This window comes from Pseudomonas sp. ASL9 (assembly GCF_056680335.1).
On sequence record NZ_CM155277.1, the window covers coordinates 994,559 to 1,018,448 of the forward strand.

A 23,890-nucleotide genomic window follows, 5' to 3' on the forward strand; every position below is an offset into this window, starting at 1 on the left:
GCTTAACCGTTCAGCTCGTGTGATGGAGGACATTTCACCAGATTTGGAAACCTTTTTCAGAGTTTCCCTAGGACTCACACTAGCGAATAATATTTATTTGATGATTATTTAGAAACTGACCAAAGGGGCACTGGTTGTCTTCGGAAATTTTACGTATAATATTATCTACACAGTCAGGGTTCATAATATCAGGATTCGAGCTTTCGCAAAAATGACACATCGGGCAGGTTTGATTCGTGTGAGTAAGAAACCCATTGAACTTAAAGGATGCGTAAAACTGTATAAAGCTATCTTTGTTATATTTTTCTGGCAGCAAGGAAACATGCTCTTCCATAGAGTTGAATACTAGTGGAACGCCAAGCGCCTCCATCAACTTGTCTATCTCAACTAGAAAACCTTCTTTATTCTTGTGGTAGAGTTCAGAAAAATAAAATCTGCCTTTGAGGTTGTCGGAAACGTAAGCTATCACATCTCCAATCCAGCCACTAATATCTCGAAAATGTTCGACTGGATACTTTCTATCTAGATAATCTTGTATGGTCGAAAGCCTGCGCTGAGCTTTTGTATGCATCGTTTCCTCGAATCCGCCTCGCGCCCCCCCATAAAATCCGTTGAAGTACATATTCAAGAAAGTCGAAATGAAAAAAACATTGCTCGACTCCTTGAAGGCCGAGACTGCCATTTTGAATTGAGTTTACTATTTGAAATAGATGGTGCACCGGGTTATCGTTGTGCAAGCAGAATTCAACTAATGCTATCTTACACATTTCCGGAATATTGCCAAGTCCAAGATTTTCAAAAACCATATCCATGATTCTGTAAGGTATATCTGGCTGATCTGTCAACCAGTGCTTCGACTCTATCTTGTGCGCTATATACTCCAGCATATCCTTTGCGCCAATCGGGTGCTTAATATCTCCCCCCATTAATGCTGTGTATTTAAAAACGCGCGCTTGAGTCTCCTTTATCACATACTCATCACGTTCGTAACCAGTTATTTTTAAGGCACTCTTTACAGGTTTCGAATACCCCCAGGTTTGCTTGTGTTGTCGCTCTATGCATAGTAGCTCAGGGCTCCAATCATCAAAAGGCCTTAATATTGGTTCTTTTTTTGTTTTATCCGTGATATAGACAAATCGATAAACCTCATTAACATTGTTTCGCACGCAATAAGGAAGAAAAATATCTTGAATAAAGTGAATGTACTCATGAATAAACGTCTGGCTATGCCTGTCTATATTGCTGTCTAGCTTTTCTGCGGTCTCGATCCTCATGAAAAAATAGGAAGGCTCATAGGCGCCTTCCATCCCATCTTTGGTAGTTCTTAATTTCATTTATTTCTCACAAGTTGGTAGTCGACGCGTACGGTATTAGCTGTCAAAAAAGAAGTAAATTTTTATTCTAGCATCAAGAAATTGGCCAAGTCCTATCGTATGGTAGAAGCACTGAGTCACTCTTTTGCCGGGATTGCCTATCACCGTGGTATGCATCCGGCCAAACAAGACGCCTGGATCGAATACTTACTTGCTAGCTAGCGGTCACGGGAGCGCAACAAGGCTGCGCTTTGGAACTGCGCCCATACGGCACGCTAGGACTTATTGACAAGGGATGTAGTCTTACTCAAGAACTTTTCGTCCCGCACGGATAAGTGCTTGATGAGTCTCGACTATTTGACCCGCTGTCTCATGCAATTTGTTGACGACGTCAAAGAACATCTTTGGGTTTTTCTCTTCCCATTCCGGCGGCACAGTTTGACGTTCCGGATTATTTGCAGGAAAAGTATTCGTTGCAATTTGACCCAAATAGTCACCAATTAGTGAATGCAGTTTTTCTCTGAGCAATTCTAATTCGTTATCTAAAAACTCATGCTCCGCATCATTCCACTCGTAGTAGAATTTTTCTAGATCATGCAGTTCCTTTGCAGGCCAAGAAAAACCGGCCATATTTTGCTCATCAATGAAGCTAATAGTTCCCTTTGAAGGGATAATATTTTTAAACTCTTCAAAAAGAGATTTATCTGATTCTCTTGCCGGTTGACCCGGTTGCTGTTTGGCCTCATTTTTAATTGATCCATGGTTTTCAAAAACAGCCTTTAATGCTGCCGTGATAGTTTTCATCAAGGCATTTCTGACCGGTGCTTTTTCCTCTGCTTCAGACGCCACATTGTAAGTTAGCACACGTTTTGAACGAAGATCAAAGGGTAGGTCTTCCGGCGTTCCAAAATGGCTATTCATGACCATTATTACTCTGTGCCAACCGAGGGATTTCACAGCATAACCCAGCTCTATCAGAACATTCGGATTCGGCGTGGGCCTGCGCCTCCACCACCATTAATAATCGATACATCGCAGATGAATATAGATGCTTCGTCAATTTTTGAAAATATGGATTGGCTAATATCTGGTGAGCCGGCCAAACCAAGGGTATCTCTATCGATCACAGGATCGATAGTAGTTGATTCTTCTTTCTTTAAGGACTCAATCGCTTTTTCAATCGCAGTAAGAATTAAACTACGATTGGTGTTAGATGGGCAGTCTGACTGCCAGGAGTAAAAAATTCGATCAGGCATGTGAACGTCTTCTGGATTTAATTATGAGTAAATTACAGCGTTAGCATAATATTAAAATCTGTGTCTGGCTTCAACATGTTTCGGAGTCAGTAGCAGCGTATCCATGATCTGCTTTAGCCCATTACCGACTAATGCAGCTAAGTAAGTCCTAGCGCCAGGTTCTGCCGATTGGATATTAGTAGTACATAAATGGTACGAATTCAACCTGGCGCTGCATGAGGCTACACTAGTCGGATTACTCAAGGGCTCATGACAGATCTTTTCGGCCAATTTCTGTCGATGCTGATCGGCAGCTATGGGTCGTTAGCTGCCTGTCACGACTGGCCGGTTTCGACCCATTGATTGGGCCTAAGGAAGGTCTGAAGTAAGCAGCCGTTTTTAACGGCCTCGCTGTCTGAGGTTCAAAAAACACCGACTTAATCGAAAATCAGACCTTTCCTCCTGTCAGTTCACTATTTTTTGCGGAAGAGCACCTTTTCAGGGCTCATTGTCCACATCACAGGCGCACCTCGCCTGCATTCAATAGTCGTTTTCGCATCATCCAAAGGTTCGATAAGGCAAACAGTGTGGTCTGCTGCGCGGTGTTTTTCACCAAGCCTCGGAAGCGGACTTTCGTATAACCAAACTGGCGCTTGATCACCCGGAAGGGATGCTCAACCTTGGCCCGGACTTGAGCTTTCGCGTATTCGATTTTGCGGCGCATGCGACCGATCAGGCTCTTTTTTGCATGCTTCTTATAGCTGCTGGGTCGCGCTGCGATCGACCAGATCATCTGGCGATGTTGATGCTCCGCACGCTTCTCCACGCCGGTGTAACCGGCATCGCCAGAGACGTAAGTTTCCTCGCCATGCAGCAACTGATCGACCTGAGTCACGTCGGCCACATTCGCCGCCGTACCCACTACGCTATGCACCAGACCGGATTCAGCATCGACACCGATGTGCGATTTCATCCCGAAATAGTACTGATTTCCTTTCTTTGTCTGGTGCATTTCGGGGTCGCGTTTACCGTCCTTGTTCTTGGTCGAACTGGGCGCATGAATGATCGTCGCATCGACCACAGTTCCTTGACGTAGCAGCAAACCTCGGTCGCCCAAATAGCCGTTGATGACCTGCAAAATCCCACCGGCCAGCTCATGTTTTTCCAACAGCCGGCGGAAGTTGAGGATCGTGGTTTCATCCGGAATCCGATCCAAATGCAGCCCGGCAAACTGGCGCAGAATCGTGGTTTCGTAGAGGGACTCTTCCATCGCCGGGTCGCTGTAGCCGAACCAGTTTTGCATCAGATGAACCCGCAGCATGGCCATCAACGGATACGCCGGACGACCGCCTTCACCCTTCGGATAATGCGGCTCGATCAACGTAATCAGGCCTTTCCAGGGCACGACCTGATCCATCTCAATCAGGAAACGCTCACGGCGGGTCTGCTTACGTTTGCCTGCGTACTCGGCATCAGCGAAAGACATTTGCTTCATCGGGGCTCAACCGTTCAGTTCGTGGGACAGGCGTATTTCACCAGATTTGGAAGTCTTTTTCAGAGTTTCCCTAACTCTCTTGGTCTGACGGTATAAGGGTTTTCCCGCTTTGCTTCAGCCACAAACCAAAGTCCTGCATTACGCTGACGACGGGCTTCAACCGGTTGCCTTCCTCGGTTAGCTCGTATTCCACTTTGACAGGGACTGTCGGGAACACCGTGCGCTTCACCAAGCCGACTTCCTCAAGTGCCCGTAGGTCGAGGGTCAGCATCCGCTGCGAGATTCCCGGGACATCACGCCGCAGCTCATTGAAGCGCTTAGGCCCGTCGAGAAGATACGACACCAGCAGGAGACGCCAGCGACCACCTAACAGGCGCATGACTTCCTCCACTGAGCAGCCAGTCACATTCTTTTTCATAGTCTTCCTCGTGCTTCATTAAGGTATATTTTTTGTACCTAGATGATAAAAAAGCGCCTTCTTCCTTTTATATACTGGATCCCTAAAATAATCATCCGTCACTTTCTCGGTGGAAGTGACATATTCGACCTATTAGGAGATCGCTCGTGAAGCTTTACTACATCGCTGGCAGTTGCTCCCTTTCTGATGTGCTTCTGGAGCAACTTGCCCGACACCATCAGTGCCGAGCAGATCGCCGATTTATACCGCCGTCGCTGGAGTATAGAAGGGATGTTCCAGCGTCTTGAATCAGTACTGGACAGTGAAATCGAAAGCCTCGGCTCCCCACGGGCGGCCTTGCTGGGCTTTGCTTCGGCGATCTTGGCCTACAACGTTTTGGCGGTTCTCAAACGTAGTGTGGAGCAGGCTCACTGCGAGACGCAGCCAGAGGGATGGGAGGCATCGACCTTCCATCTGGCCGTGCAAGTGCGCAGCGGTTATGAGGGCATGCAGATCGCGCTGCCCTCGGATTACCTATCACTTCAAACGACCTCAGAAACTCTGGCACAGCGCCTGTTGGCGCCGGCCAGGAATATCAAGCCCAAGCAGGTTGCCAAGAGCATACGCGGACCGAAAATCGCCAAACCCAAGGAGTGGCTGGAGGGCAGAGCTGCGAATGCGCATGTATCGACGGATCGGGTGCTCAAGGCCCATAAAAGGAAAACACCTTGAAAGGGCTGGTCCTAAAACCGGTCATCCGCATTCGCCGTCGTGCCGTAGTAAGCATGGATTTCCTTACTCCAGGTCGGGTCCTGCATATCAGGCCACTTGTCCTTGTCGAATCCAGGCGCATCGGCGAGGCGCTCTTTGTCGACGCTCAGCACGAAGCGTTTATTCACCGTATCGAGCGTCAATGCGCTCCACGGCACGGCAAACAGCTTCTCGCCCATGCCGAGAAAGCCACCGAAGGACAGTACCGCATAGGCCACCCGACCGCTGCGCAAGTCCAGCATGATCTCCTTGATGTCACCCAGATCTTCGTCCTTATGGTTGTAGACGTCATTTCCGATAAGGGTGTCTGCACCCATCAACCGAGGTCCGGGTCCCGGACTCATGTTGGGATCGGTCGCCACGCCGGCGGTGACCTTGTACATGCCATAGGTGTCGCGTTCTTCATAGTTCATGTTCAGCTCCTGGCAATAACCACGGGGTTAATCGAGCGCAGCGTCAATCCAAGGTTTCGGCGCTGCGTGTGTTCATGCTGTACGCAAAGCCGGGGGCGGTCTGTGCGCCAGGACACGTTGCGAATGAGGAAAGGAGCTATGTGTGTTATCGAACGGAATTGCGAGCAAAGGTGCCGTACCTTGTATTTGCAACACCCTGGTTTCGCAATCCTATTCAGGTTGAGAGGTGGATTTCATGAACAACATCGTCTACATCGTCGGAGCAGTTGTGATCGTCCTGGTTATCCTGTCGTTCCTCGGGCTTCGATAGGTTAGAAGACCGTCTTTATTCATCGTTTGTGTTCGATTTCCCCTGACGTGGACGTCCGTCTCATCACCATTCCTTCGACGGTGGCACGGGCGTCACCCGCCACACGACGTTGCCGACATCGTCCGCAACCAGCAGGGCTCCCGCACGATCGACCGCACCACCCAATGCGCCGAGAGCTTGTCGAAAAACCGCAGCGTTCTGCTCCACAATGCTGGTGAAGGGAATAACAAAAATAATCCGGCGCAGGCCGTGGGTGATGGCATGGTCCAGGGCGAACGCCAGGGATGCCAGGGTCTTGCCACCCCCGGTGGGGACCGTCAGCGAGAACAACCCAGGGGCAAGCGGCGCCCGACCGCGCACCTCGCTGAGAATTTCTGCGCGTAACTGGTTGACCGGGGAGTCCGCCTTGAAGCGCCCAAGGTAGCCATCTAGCTGAGTACGCAACTGCATCAAGCTTGGCTGTGGCTCACCGCGCAGCACTTTGCGCTTCTCAATCCGGTTGTAGAAGTTCTCCGTATCGAGAAAGTCGGCATCCACCAGACAGGAAAAAATCATCCGCCCAAGGAATGCCAACTGGAACTGGGTGCGCCCTCGAATACCGCGAAAGCCTGCGGGTGCCGGCAGCGCGCTTTGCGCAGGTAACTCGATTTCATCAAGCCAAGCGGGCAACAAACGGGGTAATTCGGCACGCAGTCGGTCGCTCAGCGCGGTGCGCTCACCAGGGTCACGGCCATTAGCCAAGCCCGCATGGTGCCCGGCGATGCCGAAGGCCAGCAATCTACCCAGGGGCCCGTAACGTTCACAGGCAATACGTGCGCCAAGTGGAGTGATCAACACGCCCGTAGTCACCGCTCAGGCGTAACTGAAACTCTGTGCTGTACTTGCCCAGGTCATGCAGCAGGCCCGCTACCCGTGCCAATTCTGTAGCGGAGAAAAAAACGGCGAAGCTCGCCGCGAGAGATCCGACCGATTCAAGATGCTCGGCCAACAACTGCCAATCCGAGTGATCAGCATGATCCCCAGAGTGAGCATAGAACGAAGACTGCATGCGAATAATCCTTTTTCCGCTTCCGTACCTACATCTGGCCTTGGCTAACCGCTCGCGAATACCAATATGCCATCAGCCTAACCCATTCAATCTCCGTGCGAACGCTTTAAATCCACCGCTGAGGCTCGAAGATCATCGGCCTTCAGGTCCAAGACTCTGGACTCGTGCCCACCCGTGATGGTGTAAACCACCCTGCTGCCCCCCCTCAAACACGCAGGCCTGAAAGGGCCTGTTCACTGTTTGGACAAGGTCTTTTCATTCTGCTGCCAGCCGCCTCCCAGGCTTTGTATCAGCGCCACGCTGCCCTGGCTGAGTAGCCCTTGGGTATCGCGCAGGTTCTGTTCGGTCTGGAGCAAGATCAGCTGTTGGGTCAGCACCCTTGCTCGCTGACGGTGCCGCCCTTTTGCTGGGCCTCTTGGCTGCCGAATAATTGCTGATTGCGCTGGTAGATCTGCTGGAAAGCATCGGCCTGTTGTTGCAGGTGATTGATTGCGGACAGGTTGTCCTCAACGTCCTGCAAGGCACCCAGCACCGTGCCTCTGTAGCTGGCCGTGTCCTAATCGTAGCTGGCCCGAGCCTGCTGCACGGCTGCCTCGCGCGCGCCCGTCGAAAATCGTCTCGGCCAGTGCAGGACCCGGGGTCCAGATTCGATTCGGCAGGGCGAATAAGCCGCCAAGGGCGCTGCTGCGATAACCGAGCTCGGCACTCAGGTCCTGGGTGGGGAAGAACGCTGGCTGGGCGAGGCCGATCCGTGCGTTGGCGGCGGCGGCACGTTCGGCGGCCACCACATCGGGCCGACGTTGTAACAGCGTCGATGGCAGGCTCTGCTTCGGCACCCTTACCGAGATCGACGAAACCAAGCCCCGTGCTCGCGTTAAAACTGGAAAATTACTCACAGGCTGGCTGCCGTGGTTAGCCCTACACACTGGGGAAGCTCTCACGCCACTGAAAGCATCCACTCCTCCAAGCCGTAGCCACATACCCGACACTGTCATTTCGCTGAACAGATCACCAAATCCCAGAAACGACAACGGGGAGCCTCTTGTTCAGAGGTCTCCCCGTTTCGTGGGTTCCCGTTTTGCTCCCGAGTCATCTCCAGAACGTGTTCGGTCTTGGAAAAAACCCTTTGGGAACAAGGGATTGTATGGCGGAGGCGATGGGATTCGAACCCTTATCTAAGGTTCACCCCTTTATACCTAATTGCGTGGCTGGTTGAGCCATCCCCTTTGAAGGCCAAAGCATAACAAATCTGGGCCCTCAAGCAAACCCACTCATAATCCACAAGCATGCAGCCGGTTGCGTGCTTGCGAACGACGCATGAGATACGGCAGCGTCATCAGCCGTCTGAGAGATGAGCGTCAAGAGTGCAAACTGGCTCTGATAATAAAACCCTAGGGCGGCTGCCGTCGCGTCATGAACAGCGTTTGAGTCAATGTTATCCGTCACGCTTCTCAGAGCCTCCCGCTGCAGCATGTGATTCAATTTTTGAAATTGAAAAAATGATACCAGAGTGCCATCCAAAGAGAGCGCGCAGGTTGTAGCTAACGAGATTTGTCGGCTGAAAGATGAGGAGCCTATTGGCCAATATTCTAGAAACTCGTGTCCCTTGGATCGCTAACAGGACTGCCAGTCGCATGCGGCCTTTCTTCCATTTTTGGGGTCAGCTCCCAACCCAAGCGTTGCGGTGCACGGTGCACGGTGCACGGTGCACAGTCGAGGTTTCGTGTGGTTACTTGCGTTTACTGGGTTTTATCAGGGTGAACGGACTACACGGATACACGTTTTTGAGAAAATGTCCGGTAAGGGTTCAACTTCATGCGTGACGGGTTTGCCGCACTGTTCGCATACGGCATTTTCGAGCTTGGCCCCCTCTTGGCAGGGAGGAAACATTGGATGGCTAGGGTTAAACTCGTCGTTGACAGCGTCGAAGCCGGAGGCCAAACCCTCATGAAAGGCTTGGGTGAGTACCTGCTACCTATCACCACCCCATCGGGACTTTGATACATCTGCATTTTCACAATGCCATAGCATTTTTTGATGAGACGGCCGAAGCCATAACCGCCATCGATCGAGAGCAACGCGCATTGGACGGCGCCCAGGTAGTCGCCACCAACTGATACCCAATTGCCGACGACAACACCCAGCACGTATCATCCCCGTCCCTCCAGCCCACCGCCCAGCTTAGGCGTTCAAGGTAGTAGTAGATCTCTCGCCTATGAAAAGCCCCATCTCCAAGCAGTCATACCTCGCAGCCCGTATCATCGTAGCAACGGCGAATATCATTTCAGAAGGAGGTATTGCCGCCGCAACCGTGCGCGCCGTTTCTGAAAAAGCCGAAGCCTCACCACCTCAGATTTACCGGCATTTCGGCAATATGGATGGGCTGCTGGATGCGGTGGCCATAACCTTATGGGTACAGCATCTAGTAGGCGCCGAAAAGGAGTCTGACGACCCGGTGAATGACCTTTATCGTGCGATTGAGTTGCTGATTATATTTGGCCTGGAAAATCATGGCCTCTACCTCCACATTACGATGCCCCGAGGCGACGCCGTGTCTGACCTATGGGAACTTCAGTTGGAGTTTCTCAAAGCACGAGTCAAAAGAGTCGCTATGACAGGTCGCCTACGCGTTGGCGAGCAACAGGCTGTTGAGTTCATCCATCCGTTCTGTGCCGGCATGATCTTCACCACCCTGCACAATACTAGCCGCCCAACAGACGGAAGTTGGGTAGCCCTGCAAGCCGTGCGCCCGTTACTTCATCGCGAACAACCTGGGACGGACGCCAATTGGGAAGCGCCAACACTGGCGCTAGGGCTGGCAGCTAATCTGGACGATGTCTCGGTTCTCACTCTCGGGGAAAGGACACTCCTGAAGGAGCTTTTGATGCGTATCGCGTCGATTTGACCTCGAACCAAGGCGGCCTCTCCCGAGCAATTCGTGCGAGTGCGAGCGCAGTCCACTCCGCTACCCGCTATGCCGCCCCATTCCACAAAAAAACCTGAATTCGGTCGAACAGGATGGGGCTCATCTGCCTTCCTCCCACTTTTGTCGAGCTCCGAACCGGCTCAAAGTCGTCTGAGTGCGCAACTCAACAAACATTTTTTATTTTTCCACATCACTTGACTCGCAGGCCACTTACTGAACCAAAATACTCAACCTCACAGCCACCAATCATTTCCTATCGGTGCAAGCAATAACACAATGCAGATACTCCATAGAACCTCGCATACAGCCTGCACCATTAGACATGACAGGAGATAAATTAAATAGCGCTGTTAATTAAAATTAATTAACAGCGCTAACAATATATACTTGGTATACATACGCCACCTCCTAAGCATGCAATAGCAGGCAGTTGCATGCTTGGAATCTCTCATGTAACTATTTGGCTATCCCTGCAGTACTGGAGCCAGATATGAAACTTCATCCACCTGAAAAGGCGCTGAGCCTGCCCCCGCCAATTACACTCATTCCCACCGAGAGGAATGGTCGGCAGAGTTACAGGCTCATTTCGAGTGATCAGTTACAGGACGATTTCTTTGACAGCTGGTCTCATCAGCTGAGTAAAAAAAGATCTAAACGAACCACGAAGATCTATTCTGAATACAACAAGGTATTTCTAGAGCTCCTCCAACAAATTACCTATCAGGAGAAAGGGCTCACGCCTATCCTTCTTGCGCAGACCATTGATAGCTACGAAAGCTTTCTGGTGTTCGGAACCGACAGTGATATTCCAATGATTCAAAAAGCAGCCTACGTACTGGGAGATCGACACCTTTCGGGAAGTTCAGTCGGTGTTGCACTTGCAGCACTCAATCATTTTATTGATGCCAGCGAACGCTTGCGCCTGGGTTTGATTGAGCTGGAAATTCAAGGGTACATCGCGTCCAAGTCGTTATCAGGGTTTTCCTTAGCCCAGACCGTCAGTATCGAATCACCAAAAAATGTCCGCGCTGCGATCAAAGCGAACAGTTGGCTGGCAGGGTGTCTGGCGGGTGGTGCGCGCCGGGTGAAACGCAAGGGGCTCTCTTCGATATCCAAGCCTTCGTCGCTCGCCAATACGGACATGTACGGGGGCGATGAGTTTGCCTTCCCAATCGACAAGTGCATGGAGCTTATCCAGAGCACGACGTGCCGCCGGGACAGAATGCTGTGGAGCTTGTTGGCTGCTTGCGGAGCGCGTGTTTCAGAAGCGCTCACCATGCTTTGGAAGGATATCAAACCTGAGGTGGAGTCAGAATTTAACCGGGTTCTGATCGTTGATCCGACCACTCGACACAACGTGCTGATCAAATACTTGTCCGAGAGCGAAATCAACTCACTCCCGCATAAAGGCCGCGCCCACCCTGAGACTTTCTTGATAGAGCCCTTCGCGTCCATGTTTTGGATCGCACTGGAGGAATACAAAACTGGGCTGCGCAAACAGCACTATCTTGCCCCCGTTACGCATGACTTTCTCGTCAGAAATTTGAAAAATGGCGACCCCATGCATAATAGCTACCAGGCTCTCTATGAGCGTTTTCGCAAAGCTGCATTGCGGGTGACAGGAAAAGCCTATGGGTTCCATAGTCTGCGGCATATGTACGGTTATTACCTGACTAACCATTGCCCCAATCCTAATCCCCATAGTAACCGACGATACGGACTCGACCTGCACACCGTCCAGAAACTGATGGGACACAAGCTCAGTAAAACCACTAAACGTTACGCCCGCCAAGACGCTCACTTGCTCCAAGCAACATTAGCAGCCGCAAACCTTGCACGCCTTACAGGCGGGCCGAAATCCGTTCTTGAAGCGCGCATCGCGTTTCATCAACAAGAAATCAAACAACTTCAGCAACTCGCCTTGGAGGCCGCATGATCAATCCATCTCACACCGACCCCATGTGGCTCATTCCAAAGAAGAAAGTCGGCCCTGCGTTTGACTTGGCTATGATCGATGTCAGGCACCGGTTCTGGAGGCTTCATAACAGCGTTAGCGGTGGTCGGCACCGGGAAGCCCTTCTTGCACTCAACGACCTGGGCTCTCGGCCCTTCCTTGGAGTGCACAGACTCCAAGTAGAAAAGCTACTGACGTGTTGCTTTTCAGCAAATGATCAGAGGGAAGCTATTGTAAAAGAGATTATTCCAAGCTTCCCGAAGGCAAGAATCCCCCAGCTCTGCTCCATAATGAAAATCGCTTTCCTGCGTCTCTGGATAGAAAAACAGATAATTCTGCCACTTGGGTGGTCGAGTCCGATCAACTGTGATTTGATTGTAGATGAAATGATTCGGGAACAGGCCGAAACATGCCCTCTCCTTGTACAAGTCCGTGCTATTAACCCGGTATCGTCGCTCGGATATACCGGCGCTATGACTGAGAAAAATCGTGACCTGAGGGCCACCTACTGGCTCAGGATACTCCTAGCATCAAATCTATATAACACTCAAAACTTTAATGCAGAAACGGTGCGCGACCTGAAGCTTAGAAGCTTTGGCTATAAGTCTGAACTAGCACGATACTATACTGATGACTTCTCACTGTTTGTGGCAGAAACTTCAAACGATCCATTAATGCGGGATACTGTCCATAATATCCTTGAAGATAGCCGTGCGCAGCTCTTGCAAGCCCGCAAACTCAACGACCCAGTTTTCAAGAGTAAAAAGTCCTCAACGGCTCGCGACAAGATGACTGACAAAACTCTTGAATACTTAGAGGGAGACATTCACAGCATCGCAAGCTTTGCGAACATATTTAATGATGCACGCGACATGAACAAAGCATTCAAGATCGATGGCGATGATGCACTACCAGGCGGATTAACGCTTTTGCCGGATAAGGTTATTAACTTTTGTAAAATGATTTCCTCTACCTATCAAGCATTTCTGAGATCAAGGCGCCTTGAAAACGTCAAAAACCACAAATCATCTCTTTATTTTCTGATCGCCTACTGCGGCCCATATCTTTATAAGTTCTTCATGAATCGAGATGGACATCTTGAACAATACCCCACCACGTTCAATGATTTCACTTGCGCACTGTATATCACCGCAGATCATGATTTATTAAAGGATCTAGCTGTATTTGAAAAAGAGCCTCCCGAAACGTTACTTCATCTGATTGAGACTTTGGTGGACTTAAATCAATGGACATCTGATACGCATTACCAACGAATCTATCCTATTGAGGGGTTTTTCGACTATATCATCTCTCAGTCAGAGCTAATCCCCAACTGCGATCGGGTACGCAACAGCTTTTCTCCGGATTCTTATCCGAAACTACAGAAACGCTGGGGCACCATTAAAAAACCGATCCCACGACCCTACTTTTCTACCTTCGTGAGTATGCTGGATTCTCTGGAGTACCTGACGATGCACTTGAACGATATGGCAGACGGCACCACGAATGGAGTTGTTGCGGGAGTCTTGAAGTGTCCCAATATAAGTGAGCTCAGTCACAGCTCTGACTGGGCTGGCCTGTGGGGCATTGAAGGTATGAACTGCGCTTGCCTGGATTTTTCGGCGTTGAATTATTCTCCCATTTTCTACTACGAGGGAAAACCACGGCCATTCAAATATATCCCGCGATTCTACCGAATCTCGGACATTGAGATTAACGGCAAGGTAGAGCCGCGTATCATCATGAATGACGTTCGCGTGACTCAGCTTATGTGCGAAACCGGCATTCGACAGCAGCACCTTCTTTGGCTGGACGTAGATCGCTACGGTAACTACGTGGAGCGCCCGGTACGCAGACCACTTGCGCCTCTATTGATTAGTAGCGATAAGGCTCATGGCGAATGGACTGCTATCGTATCAAGTAGGGTAATAGCTCTTTTAGACAGGCAGTATGCGTGGTATCGCCGCTGCACTTCATCCGATTATAAACAAAAGATTTGGTACAATTTAAATAAAGGATCAAAATTTGGCCAATACAGGCCACTCTTCAGACTCCCACTCACTCCAAGCAGTTGGGCCAATTACGACGCATATCGTCTGCTCTTGCTGTGCCTACAGTACTTCATCAAGTCTGAACTGGGTGACCAAAATGTGCCCGATCTTGTCTGGACAAAATCGCTGCCAGGCGAGCCGGACGAACCCGTTTACATCACTGACAACTCGATTGCCGGACTCACTTCAGTCACTGCAAGTATGCTGACGAGTGATTATACCCCTCACGGCTTAAGGGCGGGATTTGTCTCAGAGGCTATCAAGTTCCTTCCGCCCAGCATCGTTGGCCAGTGGTTGACCGGGCAGACGGAGGCATTGGTCTCTTACTATTCGGTGTTCGACGAAAATGACTTAGGTATGACACACCAGCAAATGCTCTGCAGTGCCCTTATGAGCAACCAAGACAAGCTCACTGCGGGCGATTTTCCTGAACTGGCGCAAGCGATTGCGAAGATCAATCGAACGCTGCACGACGACATTGCGCAAAACCCGTTAGCGGCAATCAGCAAGCACCGTTTGATGAGTCTGTCGAACGCCAAGCGGGAGATGGACACAGGGCTGGATCGCATCATCGCTCAGGAAGTTAGCGAGCTCGCTTTCAATCACACGCACATTTGCCCGTTCAACAACACGTGTCCAAAGGAAGTGATCGATCTTTTCGGTGAGGTCAACTGTTGCTCAGCTTGTCCGTACGCCATAAGGGGTGTCGCTCACCTCCCCGCTGTTTCAGCCAGAAAAGACAAGTACAAAGAGCTAATGGTGGGCAGCTTGAAAGTCATTGAAAGATACTTGACCCGCAAACCTGAAGCCCGAACACGAACCGAGCTTGAACAACTGGAACAGGAAAATGACCGTTTCGCTCGAGAAGCCTGTCTCCTGGAGGCGATTGAACATCAGCTCGTCCAGATGTACGAAAGCGGGCTGGAACAAGAGCTGATGGTGAAAAACAAGGAGGAAATTGTCGTGCACTACAACAAGCTGGATTTGCCCGGTGAAGAGCGATTGCTTAAGCGGCTGATTGATGTCCAGAACTTTCCCGACACCAGTAGCGAAGATTTAAACATTCGCCTTTCCCACCTGCGCCACGCGTTACTAATGAGAGAAGGAAATCTTTCAGCCCTGCTAGGCATTGGTGAAGACAACTCATTACCCTTGGCATCGAAAGTCGCCCTGCAGATTTCCAGCATGGTGAAATCTGGAGCTATCGATGTATTCGAGCTCTATGCAGCAAGCACTGGAGAACACGAAGCGATCAAGCGGCTGGCGACAGTCGCTAACGATGCTCCCAAACTGATCCAGATGGTCGCCTGAGGCTGGTTGGCAGATAAATGAAAAATAAATCCAATGTGCCCCGTCCCAGGAAACCTTCGACGTTTGATCGATACGTTGCCGAACGATCTGCGCATATCGAAAAGATCATCGAGCACACGTTGCGCGTCGTTGATGCCACAAAGTACAGCAACCTGACCGACTACTGTAGGGCAGTGGCTAATGTCGTCAGCGAGATCCGTGCTGCGAAGGCAGGTGACCCCAATTCCCCGTTCTATAACAAGGCCGTCCGCGCCTTCAGCTATGTGACGCTGCTGCGCAACGAAAGCTACAGACGTCTTGTAGAAGGGGTGTTTGATCACAGCAGGGTTAAGCTTGAACAACCTGAGATTATTTCTGAAGATGCACTCCTTAAGATCGCAAGCCTTCATGCTCAGATAAACCTGCTGAAAGATAGGCTGAGCGGTATCAAGACAGGCTCAAGTTCTAACGCGCTGGCTGATGCCGGCGCACAGGAAAGTATTACAAAACTTAGAGAGTTTCTGACCCTTACAATTCAGGTCTATACCAAAATGCGTGACGATTTCTCAGGTCTGCTCAGGGTAGTCACCAAACCCACTGAAAAATACACGATCACGGGTTTATATAGCTCCTACGGACTTGTCACAGAAATTGAAACGCTACAGAAAATTGAGGAGGGTCGAAAATTTCTGGAACACTTGTCGAAGGCGATGGCGCCGGTCGATTGACCAATAAGCAATTGACCTCCAACAACGCGGATTGCTAGGTCTTTCATGACGTCGAGCTCAACATGCCACCCTTCTCACGAATGCCTCACCTACTCACCTCCAAAAGGCTATATGAACGAGCATCCACCCCGCCAACCCTCTCGCCCCTGGCCCCGATCGCATGGACAGGAACCCGGGGATGAAGACTCTCAATGCTCGCAGCCAGGCGATTTTGAGGTCGAAGATGTAGAGCTGATATGGTGGACGCTCGCCTCGCGAATGAGCAAAAAGGAGATTAGGGCCTGGGCGAAAAGCATCGTGAGCGGGAGCCTTGCTCGATTCGACGGATTTATATTTGTACCGCTGAGCGATAGCAGCGGACGAGGTCGCTATCCTCGCGGAGTGGTGAAGGTACTCAGGCAGGTATTGAGACCGCTACGACTCATGCCCGGTTTTTCTGGTGAGGGCGCGCAATACATCGAACAACAGGTCTGGCACCTTTTGACATTGGCGGCCCTGCGACGCTGCCCTCCAGACTGGCTTCCTGAGTATCTATGGGAAAGCAAACTGGGAGGCGAGCTCGGCTTGTAAGCGTACAGTTTTGCACGCAAGCACATCATGAGAGCATTCGAACATTCGCTCTGCTAGCACGCTTGGGATTGGGTGGTTCCCTCCCCATCGCCAAACGCTGGAGCATAACAACAGCTCGGATGCTGTCAGCGACTCGCCAAAACGGCCCGTCGCCGAACGTATGACCATCCGACTGAACCCAACCTCCCCCGCTGCCCTGCAGGTGGCTGCGGCCTCAATATGCATTTTGCCTGACATAAGTGCCAAGCGACCTTGGTCGTAAGACGCTCGTACATTTCCCGCTGGAGTTTAATATCCCAACTCCGCTATCTTGCATGTCAATTTGCAATCATGTGAATTAGCGCGAACAGATTTTGCGCGAGAGACGCATCCGTTGGCGAAACAGGGAAGTCACCTGGAAGATCTGAAGGCAAGCGGCCGTAGGAGAAGTTATGTCAGGCAGTAGTGAACGTTCATACACAGGATTCTCAACCCGCGAAAGCTCTTGCGACACCTTGAAATTCGAAACGCAACTGGCGTCCCCCAAAGAGCAGATCGTTGCTCAGATGAAGATAGGCGACATCCTCGACGTTCACCTCGATCAGTTGGGAAGCTTGAGCGTCGTCCAAGTGTTGTGGAATGGACATATCGCGGGCGGTATTGCCTCCCCCCAAGTCCAGCGCCTGCTGACCTGCCTGCGCGAGGGCAGCACCTATGTCGCAGAGGTCATCAGTATCTTAGGTGGCCAGGTGAAGGTTCGTATTCTTCCGCGCGTTAGATGAGACCGCGCATCAACTGAGACAAGGATTAGCTCATGATCACTATCGTTGGCGGAGTTTACTACGAGCATTGCATGGCGCCGACTTGGCAAGAGATTTATGGATCAGCAGGCAGGGCTGCGACGGCCATCGTACGAGCAGGCGGCGAAGTCGATCTTCATGCGTATCTTGATTCCGCTTCAAAAGACGTCATCGAGCTTCGAGCGGTCTACGAGGGCTTCCAGGTACATCCGACCCTAGTGGGCGAGAGCGCTGCGTTTTCTTACGTCCATGGACTCTCGACACCGGAAATCCATATCCCCCTTTCCCAGCTTGATCCGATACAGGTTACGGCCGACAAGGTCATTCGTTTCGGCATCCTGGAGGGTGACGCCGTGGTGCATGCCGATTACGTCGTGTATGACCCACAAAATCCTGGCGTACCTCACTCTTTCAAAGCCAACGGCTCGACGGCTAATCATTTAGCGTTGATTCTGAACCGCTCCGAAGCTCAGGCCATGTGCGGATCGGCCAAGCTCTCTACCGAGGAGATGGCCAAGGCTATCGCAGTGGCCGATGGCGCTGAGGTGGTGGTCATCAAGATGGGCCCGATGGGCGCCTTGGTCTACGCAGACAACTCGTTCTCCCAAGTGCCTGCCTATTCGACGGATCGGGTTTGGAAACTCGGGTCTGGCGACAATTTCGTTGCGCATTTTGCCTTGGCTTGGCTCGAAAGAGGACTCTCTGCGCATGAAGCCGCCGATGTGGCTTCTCGGGCAACAGCCTACTATTGCGAACATCAGGGGTTTGCCACTCAATCCAGCATCGCTGCCTACACCCCTGCCCCATTGGCCGTCTCAACCCGCGTCCTGGAAGGATTTCGCCCCAAACTCTACTTGGCTGGCCCGTTCTTCTCGCTAGCGCAATTGTGGCTGGTCGAAGAGGCACGCAGAACGTTCTTGTCGATGGGCATCGACGTATTCTCGCCTTATCACGATGTCGGCCCCGGCCCAGCGGAAGTTGTCGTCCAGAAGGACATCGACGCAATTCATGACTGCGACCTGATGTTCGCCATCGGCGATGGACTGGATTCAGGCACCCTTTACGAAATTGGTTACGCCCGCGCGCTGAACAAGCCAGTGATCTTGTACGTTGAGAATGAGTCCGAAGAGGACAAGAAAATGATGGAAGGGTCACACTGCATCCTGTGCGATGACTTCGTAACAGCCGTCTACAAGACTGTCTGGACTGCGGTGGCGTTATGAAGACCGGGTTGCTGTTTTCCGGTGGCATGGACTCGCTGGCATTGGCCTGGTGGAAACGACCGGATACCGCGTTCACATTGAATTACGGTCAGCTAGCCGCAGAGGCCGAGATTGCTGCTGCAACTGCTGTTTGCAGGCGGCTGGGCATAGAACAGCATGTGATCAACATCGATTGCCGATCACTGGGTTCCGGTGATATGGCGGGATCCAGTGCCGATGCCCTGGCTCCCGAGTCTGATTGGTGGCCCTACCGCAACCAGATGCTGATCACTCTTGCTGCCATGAAGGCCATCGGCGTGGGCGTCACCGAGCTTTGGCTGGGGACGGTCAGCTCCGATGGCTCTCACAAGGATGGAACCCCGGCCTTCGTGGAAGCTATGAATATATTGATGAGCCTTCAGGAGGGCAGCATGAAGATCCTCGCCCCCGCCATCACACTGAGCACAGAAGAACTGGTGCGGCAATCAGGCGTTCCTGCCGATCTACTGGCGTGGGCTCATAGCTGTCATACCGCGAACGTCCCCTGCGGGCGTTGTCGAGGGTGTAACAAGTACTTCGCCGTCTTGGACAAGGTGGGCCATGACCTGGATCGAACTCGGTAATCCGATACCCCACAGTATTGTTCACCCCTCTGCTCAACCGGCGCTTTATCACCCGTATGTATGGCCAGCAGGCGAAACCAAGACACTCGACCCGCCTGCTGCGAGCGATGGGCCAGCCTTGTTTAATGTACTGGATGGCCGCAGGAGCAGGCGCGAGATTGCGCGACTCAGCCACAGAGATCTGTCAGCGTTACTGTGGCACACCTCGCGCTCACAGGGCTCCATGACGTCGGCGCTGGGATTTGATCTTGAGCAACGCCCAACCCCTTCGGCCGGCGCTATTCATCCTATCCACATAGTCATTCGAGGGCCCAAAGAAAGCAACGGCTGGAGATACGACTCCCGAGCACACTCGTTGATCGAAATCCCAGGCAGCATGGCGACGTTTGAAGGGCTAGCCCAGCATTGCAATCAACTCGTCCCAGCTCCCGAGGCAACCCAAGTTTTTTTGATCGCAGAACCGGGCAAGACGCTTGCGAAATACCAGGACGGTTGCAGCTTGATATGGCGGGATGCGGGGGTGATCTTGGGGGTGATGGCTATTGTGGCTGAAGGTCTTGGGCTGGGCTTCTGCCCTCTTGGGATTACTGGCGAACCATGGGCAGGTGATCTTGCGCCGAAGGGCATTTTGGCAGGGGTGGGCATTGCGCTTGTCGGAACCACCAATCGGGCCAACTGAGACAACCGCGTCGCAAAGAGCAAGGGCGTATCCACAGCCTGAGTAAATACATTTTCACTGGCGCCAACGGTGATTTTCGACAAGGGAAATCAACTCATGCGCCAGGCTGACTGTACGGAAATCGAAAGCGCGTATCACCCTACAGCAACAGAAGCTCGTAATTTTGTAGCGCACCGTATTCAGGCGGCCTTTGCCGAGAATTGCCCCAGCAGTCCATGAATGATGCTCGGCGATGACATCATTTGTAACCACATCAGCGCATCCAGTTCAGACGCTCTAACGCCCAACCCGCGACTGAACGCCAAGAACTCCTGCTCCAACTTTAGGTAGTGCTTCTCAACAGTCAGTCCCGGTGTAAAAAATCCACCTAGCTGACCGGCTCGAAGGATATGTATGTCCAGAATAGCTACGTCGTCAGCGCCCAAGTGATTGCGGGCGACCCAAGAAGCCGTCTTGTAGCCCACGCCAGGAATCACGAGCAACCAGTCCCTGAGGGCGCGCCCCGAGTGAAGCGGTGGATGCTGCGTATTTAACAGCATCATCGCGGCGGTCAGGTAGCGGGCTTTCTGGCGAGCAAAGCGATACTTCACTGATCGCCCATCGACCGTCAGGGGCTCGGACAGCAACGTGTACAGATCCTCCTCTGAAACGTCGGTGCTTTCGAATACGCCGTTGTCGCGAAGGTGAGCAAATGCGGCAAGCCCTACGCTGGCAGGAATGCCATGCCCACCCAGAAGACATGCGCCCACCTCCTCCCGCAGAGTGACGCCCAGCTTGTAGATGATGGGATCTGCGAAATAGGCGTTTGCCCACGACTGATAGGCCCAATAGGCAGGTGACGGGAATGCTTCTATCAGCCCCCACTGAACGCCTGGTAAAACTTCTGTTTCAGGAGCTGGAAACTCCGCACTGTGAAAGATCGAATCAAGTACCACCACACCCGTCTGCATCACGCCATCTCCCTGGATTGACCATAGGTCTGTGCCATCCAGCGGACGAGGTCATTGCGCTCCACAGGATCCATCGAATCAATACGAGCACGCAGGCGCTCCTGTCGACGAGCTATCGTCTGTCGATCTCGGAAGGTGTGCCCCAGGTATCTGGTGTCGTGTAATTGCTGCGGTTCCGGGAAGTTCATCCAGACGCACTCCTGGCGAACCTCAACATGAGTTTTGGCCGAAAAAGTAGTCTTGCGCCACCCAACAAGCAACTCATCGTAGATTGAGCTCTGGTATCCCGAGACCATCACGTTGCAAGGCAACCCCCTAAGCACCATGAGCAAGCGGCGATGATCGCTTTCTGAATAGTCGAACCGATAAACCTTGTCTCTGTGGCGGGTAGATGCCAGATACGGCGGGTCTGCGTAGATGAGCTCATCACCCGCAAAGTCAAAGCTGGCCAGATACTCGACAGCATCCGCGTTGATCCGATCAAACTCAGGTGCGTCCTGCTCACGGCTCCAGAGGTCGTGAACCTTCGGGTCTAAATCGATACCGATTGTGCGCTGTGCCGGTTTCTTGTTGCGCAGCACAGCGCCCGAGCCCAGATGTGACTCTATGTAGGTCTGATGCACAGGCATCAAATTGATCAAGCGCTGATAGCACTTGCCCTTCCCGCCGGGATATCTCATGCCTCCATCATCGTCAGAATTGACGATGATGTCAATCGTAGAAGCTCTATTCGATAAGGGTATCCCTGCTTTGCGGCGGGCTTTAAAAGTCCAACGTCAAAGACACCAATCTACCAGGCGTAGTGTCAGCACAGGCGTTTCCCAAACCATTGCGAACAGCTCTTATGGCGTAAAGCCTTTGATGATGCACATCATCGACCCCCACAGATCACGTTGTGAAAAAAAATTGGTAACAAGTAGCCCAGGTCAGGGGCGACGGCCTGAGCACCGAGGTTTCATCATCGAGCACAAAAATTGAGATTTGGCTGGCCTCTGCTTAGGACTAATGTCCTCGATTTTTTGTATCCCTATCCGCTACAAAAGTGGATCGGCCGAGGGAAATTCGCAGAGGGTGTTTGAACTTCTGTAGCTGCTGATGTGTGCAACACTCAGCCAGTGATCGCTCGATCGCAAGCGATTCCACCCACAATCTGGAAACCTCATGACATCAAGAACGCTGCGCAACGAAAAGCTACACAACGAATACCCCGCCCTCACCTCTTCCAGGACGATGGCGCTTTTCATCCTGCTTCTGGTCGTAATGGTCGGAACAGCCTTAGTCAAAGCCCCGGAACCTATTTACGCTCTCGCGCGCGCCAGCGGCCCAATCGACGTTGCTTGCAAAATTTTGCTGCTGGCTTTTTGTTTCAAATATCTCGGCAAAGCCCTTAAATACACTCGAAGGTTCCAAGTGCCGCTTCTGCGCCAATTGCGACGCTCCCACGGCTACAGCCCTGAGGTCATGAGCCTTAAGCTGACCTACAAGACGGCGCAGCTTGCGGGGAAGATCTTGACCGGCGCTGCCGTTGTGCTTCAGTTCGCGATGAGTGATACAGCAGCTTGGCTCTACCACTGGGTCATTGGGCTGGTTGCAGGCTGATAATGACGTCAGACTAAGTTCAGAGGTACAAAAATCAGGCATTACGGCCTGCTCTGTTGTTCCTCCAGCACAGCCACTGCTGCCGACATCCTGGCGAACTCTGACCATGAACTTTGTTCATGGTTTTTTGACATTTTATACTTCGTTAATCTCCGCCGCTTGACGGAGGAAAAAACGATGGACAACGAGCTACGTAAGCAGTTGAAGATGCTGCGTGTCAACGCCAAGATAAGCGCCAGTAAAGCCGGCAGATGGGCCGGTGTTGATGAGAGAACATGGCGTTCCTGGGAAGCATCAGACAAGAACAACTTTTACAGATCCCCTTCAAAAAGTGCCTTGTGGTGCTTTTTCTACCGTTGTGGAGTGAAGATACCTCCTGAGTTCAAAACGTACCTGAACCTGACTCCATTAGGTCGATGCCTCAGCATCACGAGCTACAAAGGAGGTGTTGGTAAATCACCCATCACCGTTAATGTCGGCGCATGCCTGACTCAACAAGGTTACAGCGTCGCGATCGTGAGCGATGACGGGGTCTTTCGAGGTATGCGTGATGACAACCAGAAACCTGCGCAAGGAAGCCTGGTGAGCCGCATCGATTTTTACGACGAGCGCGACCTCATCACATTCCCTTCTGAAATCAAAAAACTTGAAAAAGAAATCCGGGACAATGTGGACAATGCTCCGCCCCAGGAAAGGGAAATGCTCACGTTCATCTATGGCGGAAGCATCGCAAGGCTGGATCGAAAAAAGCGCACAACCAAGAAACTAAGTGAGCTGATCACTCGGTATGACTATGTGCTGTTGGATATCAACAGGAACATCGAGGTCACTCCACAGAACGCAGAGCTTGTTGCCATCATTCTTGACAGTGATTGTTCGATGTCAGTCGATAGCGCCGCCAAATTCATCGTCGACCTGAGAAGCTTCAGGTGTAAAAAAGCACCTCCGGCGTACTTTGGACTCGTCACACAGTGCGACATCGGCGGGGTCAGCAGAGAGCTGGTGGAGTTCTTGGGTGATGCCCAGGGTGTCAGCGAAGAAGAGCGAGAGAAGCTATGGATAGCCAAACGAGGTCACTACCTGCGTCGTGAACACATTCTCAAGCAGATCAGGTCACTTGACTTCCCACTCCTGGCTACGCAAATGACATCCGCGCATAAAATCGCCATCGAGATCTATAACTACGATCGCCCGTTTATGGACGGCTATTGTTACTTCCATTCTCTCCTGGACATTGCTCCAGACTCCCCTGCTGCTGATGAGATATGTCGACTCACGGAGGAACTCGTCAATTGCCGTATGTAGCAGGGCGCGGTGGTCAAACCGGTATCTCACCAGGGGCAGTTGAACGTGTTGGTAACCATTGCTTTAGGTGTTCGCTGAAAAGCTTTCCAATGCCAGCCGGTGCTTTCTGCTCAAGCATCTGTATGCGCAGCGTTCTGTGGAGTTTGAAGCAATGAAAAATGGCAGTTGCAGCTATTTCTCTGGCTTTATCGATTTTTCCATCGAACAAAACGAATTGCCCTCAGTACATGATCAGCGATCGCTGGTTGTAAA

At 51.7% G+C, this 23,890-nt stretch carries 24 protein-coding genes and 1 pseudogene; 11 read left to right on the top strand and 14 right to left on the bottom strand.

What is annotated here, in order from left to right:
- Window positions 1–79: 79 nt before the first annotated feature.
- From AC1ME2_RS04660 to AC1ME2_RS04685, 6 genes are all read right to left on the bottom strand, one after another.
- Window positions 80–571 carry a hypothetical protein gene (locus tag AC1ME2_RS04660; RefSeq protein WP_480439616.1) on the bottom strand — a complete coding sequence of 164 codons (492 nt, stop codon included), beginning with the start codon at window positions 569–571 and terminating at the stop codon, window positions 80–82.
- Window positions 519–1,334, bottom strand: a complete 816-nt coding sequence (locus AC1ME2_RS04665) for a hypothetical protein (protein WP_480439618.1) — start codon at window positions 1,332–1,334, stop codon at window positions 519–521. Before AC1ME2_RS04665 ends, AC1ME2_RS04660 begins: the two co-directional genes overlap by 53 nt.
- A 282-nt stretch (window positions 1,335–1,616) precedes the next feature.
- Window positions 1,617–2,234 (bottom strand): hypothetical protein, encoded by a 618-nt coding sequence (locus AC1ME2_RS04670; protein WP_480439620.1) that lies wholly within the window; start codon window positions 2,232–2,234, stop codon window positions 1,617–1,619.
- Window positions 2,235–2,287: 53 nt separating this feature from the next.
- On the bottom strand, window positions 2,288–2,569 hold the full coding sequence (locus tag AC1ME2_RS04675; protein ID WP_480439622.1) for a hypothetical protein: 282 nt from the start codon (window positions 2,567–2,569) through the stop codon (window positions 2,288–2,290).
- A 496-nt stretch (window positions 2,570–3,065) separates the two neighbouring features.
- The gene (locus tag AC1ME2_RS04680) at window positions 3,066–4,043 is read right to left on the bottom strand and encodes an IS5 family transposase (protein WP_463938938.1); all 978 of its coding nucleotides are present in this window, start codon (window positions 4,041–4,043) and stop codon (window positions 3,066–3,068) included.
- 70 nt (window positions 4,044–4,113) lie between these two features.
- Window positions 4,114–4,461: a winged helix-turn-helix transcriptional regulator gene (locus AC1ME2_RS04685; protein WP_480439624.1), complete on the bottom strand. Its 348-nt coding sequence runs from the start codon at window positions 4,459–4,461 to the stop codon at window positions 4,114–4,116.
- Window positions 4,462–4,647: 186 nt separating this feature from the next.
- Between AC1ME2_RS04685 and AC1ME2_RS04690 the strand changes: the two are divergent.
- Window positions 4,648–5,172, top strand: a pseudogene (locus AC1ME2_RS04690) (transposase); the annotation flags it as partial.
- 11 nt (window positions 5,173–5,183) lie between these two features.
- Here the strand turns inward: AC1ME2_RS04690 and AC1ME2_RS04695 are convergent.
- The 6 genes from AC1ME2_RS04695 to AC1ME2_RS04720 all read right to left on the bottom strand — a co-directional run bounded on the left by AC1ME2_RS04695 (window position 5,184) and on the right by AC1ME2_RS04720 (window position 7,842).
- Window positions 5,184–5,624: a PRC-barrel domain-containing protein gene (locus tag AC1ME2_RS04695; RefSeq protein ID WP_480439626.1), complete on the bottom strand. Its 441-nt coding sequence runs from the start codon at window positions 5,622–5,624 to the stop codon at window positions 5,184–5,186.
- Between the two features lie 373 nt (window positions 5,625–5,997).
- Entirely contained in the window at window positions 5,998–6,771 is a 774-nt protein-coding gene (locus AC1ME2_RS04700; protein WP_480442421.1) for a hypothetical protein, read from the bottom strand.
- Window positions 6,734–6,982, bottom strand: coding sequence for a CRISPR-associated endonuclease Cas3'' (locus AC1ME2_RS04705; protein ID WP_480439628.1), 249 nt, complete (start codon window positions 6,980–6,982; stop codon window positions 6,734–6,736). The genes AC1ME2_RS04700 and AC1ME2_RS04705 overlap by 38 nt, the downstream gene beginning before the upstream one ends.
- A 233-nt stretch (window positions 6,983–7,215) precedes the next feature.
- Complete coding sequence (locus tag AC1ME2_RS04710; RefSeq protein WP_480439630.1) at window positions 7,216–7,359, bottom strand: hypothetical protein; 144 nt, start codon at window positions 7,357–7,359, stop codon at window positions 7,216–7,218.
- Complete coding sequence (locus AC1ME2_RS04715; protein ID WP_480439632.1) at window positions 7,353–7,502, bottom strand: hypothetical protein; 150 nt, start codon at window positions 7,500–7,502, stop codon at window positions 7,353–7,355. The genes AC1ME2_RS04710 and AC1ME2_RS04715 overlap by 7 nt, the downstream gene beginning before the upstream one ends.
- Window positions 7,489–7,842, bottom strand: a complete 354-nt coding sequence (locus AC1ME2_RS04720; protein WP_480439634.1) for a TolC family protein — start codon at window positions 7,840–7,842, stop codon at window positions 7,489–7,491. Before AC1ME2_RS04720 ends, AC1ME2_RS04715 begins: the two co-directional genes overlap by 14 nt.
- A gap of 1,355 nt (window positions 7,843–9,197) precedes the next feature.
- Here AC1ME2_RS04720 and AC1ME2_RS04725 point away from each other — a divergent pair.
- The 8 genes from AC1ME2_RS04725 (at window position 9,198) to AC1ME2_RS04760 (ending at window position 19,784) form a co-directional block, all read left to right on the top strand.
- Window positions 9,198–9,887 (top strand): TetR/AcrR family transcriptional regulator, encoded by a 690-nt coding sequence (locus tag AC1ME2_RS04725; RefSeq protein WP_480439635.1) that lies wholly within the window; start codon window positions 9,198–9,200, stop codon window positions 9,885–9,887.
- A gap of 511 nt (window positions 9,888–10,398) precedes the next feature.
- Complete coding sequence (locus AC1ME2_RS04730) at window positions 10,399–11,844, top strand: tyrosine-type recombinase/integrase (protein ID WP_480439637.1); 1,446 nt, start codon at window positions 10,399–10,401, stop codon at window positions 11,842–11,844.
- Window positions 11,841–15,224 carry a hypothetical protein gene (locus AC1ME2_RS04735; protein ID WP_480439639.1) on the top strand — a complete coding sequence of 1,128 codons (3,384 nt, stop codon included), beginning with the start codon at window positions 11,841–11,843 and terminating at the stop codon, window positions 15,222–15,224. The genes AC1ME2_RS04730 and AC1ME2_RS04735 overlap by 4 nt, the downstream gene beginning before the upstream one ends.
- A gap of 17 nt (window positions 15,225–15,241) precedes the next feature.
- Window positions 15,242–15,931 carry a hypothetical protein gene (locus tag AC1ME2_RS04740; protein WP_480439641.1) on the top strand — a complete coding sequence of 230 codons (690 nt, stop codon included), beginning with the start codon at window positions 15,242–15,244 and terminating at the stop codon, window positions 15,929–15,931.
- A 1,001-nt stretch (window positions 15,932–16,932) separates the two neighbouring features.
- On the top strand, window positions 16,933–17,262 hold the full coding sequence (locus AC1ME2_RS04745; RefSeq protein ID WP_480439643.1) for a hypothetical protein: 330 nt from the start codon (window positions 16,933–16,935) through the stop codon (window positions 17,260–17,262).
- 32 nt (window positions 17,263–17,294) lie between these two features.
- The gene (locus AC1ME2_RS04750) at window positions 17,295–18,503 is read left to right on the top strand and encodes a PfkB family carbohydrate kinase (RefSeq protein WP_480439645.1); all 1,209 of its coding nucleotides are present in this window, start codon (window positions 17,295–17,297) and stop codon (window positions 18,501–18,503) included.
- Window positions 18,500–19,105, top strand: coding sequence for a 7-cyano-7-deazaguanine synthase (locus AC1ME2_RS04755; protein WP_480439647.1), 606 nt, complete (start codon window positions 18,500–18,502; stop codon window positions 19,103–19,105). The genes AC1ME2_RS04750 and AC1ME2_RS04755 overlap by 4 nt, the downstream gene beginning before the upstream one ends.
- A 355-nt stretch (window positions 19,106–19,460) precedes the next feature.
- Window positions 19,461–19,784 (top strand): hypothetical protein, encoded by a 324-nt coding sequence (locus AC1ME2_RS04760; protein WP_480439649.1) that lies wholly within the window; start codon window positions 19,461–19,463, stop codon window positions 19,782–19,784.
- Window positions 19,785–19,963: 179 nt separating this feature from the next.
- Here AC1ME2_RS04760 and AC1ME2_RS04765 read toward each other — a convergent pair whose 3' ends face one another.
- Together AC1ME2_RS04765 and AC1ME2_RS04770 are read right to left on the bottom strand one after the other, a co-directional pair.
- Window positions 19,964–20,734, bottom strand: a complete 771-nt coding sequence (locus AC1ME2_RS04765) for an 8-oxoguanine DNA glycosylase (protein ID WP_480442002.1) — start codon at window positions 20,732–20,734, stop codon at window positions 19,964–19,966.
- Window positions 20,734–21,414 (bottom strand): DNA adenine methylase, encoded by a 681-nt coding sequence (locus AC1ME2_RS04770; RefSeq protein ID WP_480439651.1) that lies wholly within the window; start codon window positions 21,412–21,414, stop codon window positions 20,734–20,736. Before AC1ME2_RS04770 ends, AC1ME2_RS04765 begins: the two co-directional genes overlap by 1 nt.
- 481 nt (window positions 21,415–21,895) lie before the next feature.
- Between AC1ME2_RS04770 and AC1ME2_RS04775 the strand changes: the two genes are divergently transcribed.
- On the top strand, window positions 21,896–22,333 hold the full coding sequence (locus AC1ME2_RS04775; RefSeq protein ID WP_480439653.1) for a hypothetical protein: 438 nt from the start codon (window positions 21,896–21,898) through the stop codon (window positions 22,331–22,333).
- Between the two features lie 177 nt (window positions 22,334–22,510).
- On the top strand, window positions 22,511–23,638 hold the full coding sequence (locus AC1ME2_RS04780) for a nucleotide-binding protein (protein ID WP_480439656.1): 1,128 nt from the start codon (window positions 22,511–22,513) through the stop codon (window positions 23,636–23,638).
- The last annotated feature ends 252 nt before the right edge of the window (window positions 23,639–23,890 follow it).

Excerpts from the sequence above, each read along its gene's own strand:
- AC1ME2_RS04660 (WP_480439616.1), bottom strand. The coding sequence starts at position 571 with ATGCATACAAAAGCTCAGCGCAGGCTTTCGACCATACAAGATTATCTA.
- AC1ME2_RS04665 (WP_480439618.1), bottom strand. The coding sequence starts at position 1,334 with ATGAAATTAAGAACTACCAAAGATGGGATGGAAGGCGCCTATGAGCCT.
- AC1ME2_RS04670 (WP_480439620.1), bottom strand. The coding sequence starts at position 2,234 with ATGAATAGCCATTTTGGAACGCCGGAAGACCTACCCTTTGATCTTCGT.
- AC1ME2_RS04675 (WP_480439622.1), bottom strand. The coding sequence starts at position 2,569 with ATGCCTGATCGAATTTTTTACTCCTGGCAGTCAGACTGCCCATCTAAC.
- AC1ME2_RS04680 (WP_463938938.1), bottom strand. The coding sequence starts at position 4,043 with ATGAAGCAAATGTCTTTCGCTGATGCCGAGTACGCAGGCAAACGTAAG.
- AC1ME2_RS04685 (WP_480439624.1), bottom strand. The coding sequence starts at position 4,461 with ATGAAAAAGAATGTGACTGGCTGCTCAGTGGAGGAAGTCATGCGCCTG.
- AC1ME2_RS04695 (WP_480439626.1), bottom strand. The coding sequence starts at position 5,624 with ATGAACTATGAAGAACGCGACACCTATGGCATGTACAAGGTCACCGCC.
- AC1ME2_RS04705 (WP_480439628.1), bottom strand. The coding sequence starts at position 6,982 with ATGCAGTCTTCGTTCTATGCTCACTCTGGGGATCATGCTGATCACTCG.
- AC1ME2_RS04725 (WP_480439635.1), top strand. The coding sequence starts at position 9,198 with ATGAAAAGCCCCATCTCCAAGCAGTCATACCTCGCAGCCCGTATCATC.
- AC1ME2_RS04730 (WP_480439637.1), top strand. The coding sequence starts at position 10,399 with ATGAAACTTCATCCACCTGAAAAGGCGCTGAGCCTGCCCCCGCCAATT.
- AC1ME2_RS04735 (WP_480439639.1), top strand. The coding sequence starts at position 11,841 with ATGATCAATCCATCTCACACCGACCCCATGTGGCTCATTCCAAAGAAG.
- AC1ME2_RS04740 (WP_480439641.1), top strand. The coding sequence starts at position 15,242 with ATGAAAAATAAATCCAATGTGCCCCGTCCCAGGAAACCTTCGACGTTT.
- AC1ME2_RS04745 (WP_480439643.1), top strand. The coding sequence starts at position 16,933 with ATGTCAGGCAGTAGTGAACGTTCATACACAGGATTCTCAACCCGCGAA.
- AC1ME2_RS04750 (WP_480439645.1), top strand. The coding sequence starts at position 17,295 with ATGATCACTATCGTTGGCGGAGTTTACTACGAGCATTGCATGGCGCCG.
- AC1ME2_RS04755 (WP_480439647.1), top strand. The coding sequence starts at position 18,500 with ATGAAGACCGGGTTGCTGTTTTCCGGTGGCATGGACTCGCTGGCATTG.
- AC1ME2_RS04765 (WP_480442002.1), bottom strand. The coding sequence starts at position 20,734 with ATGCAGACGGGTGTGGTGGTACTTGATTCGATCTTTCACAGTGCGGAG.
- AC1ME2_RS04770 (WP_480439651.1), bottom strand. The coding sequence starts at position 21,414 with ATGAGATATCCCGGCGGGAAGGGCAAGTGCTATCAGCGCTTGATCAAT.
- AC1ME2_RS04775 (WP_480439653.1), top strand. The coding sequence starts at position 21,896 with ATGACATCAAGAACGCTGCGCAACGAAAAGCTACACAACGAATACCCC.
- AC1ME2_RS04780 (WP_480439656.1), top strand. The coding sequence starts at position 22,511 with ATGGACAACGAGCTACGTAAGCAGTTGAAGATGCTGCGTGTCAACGCC.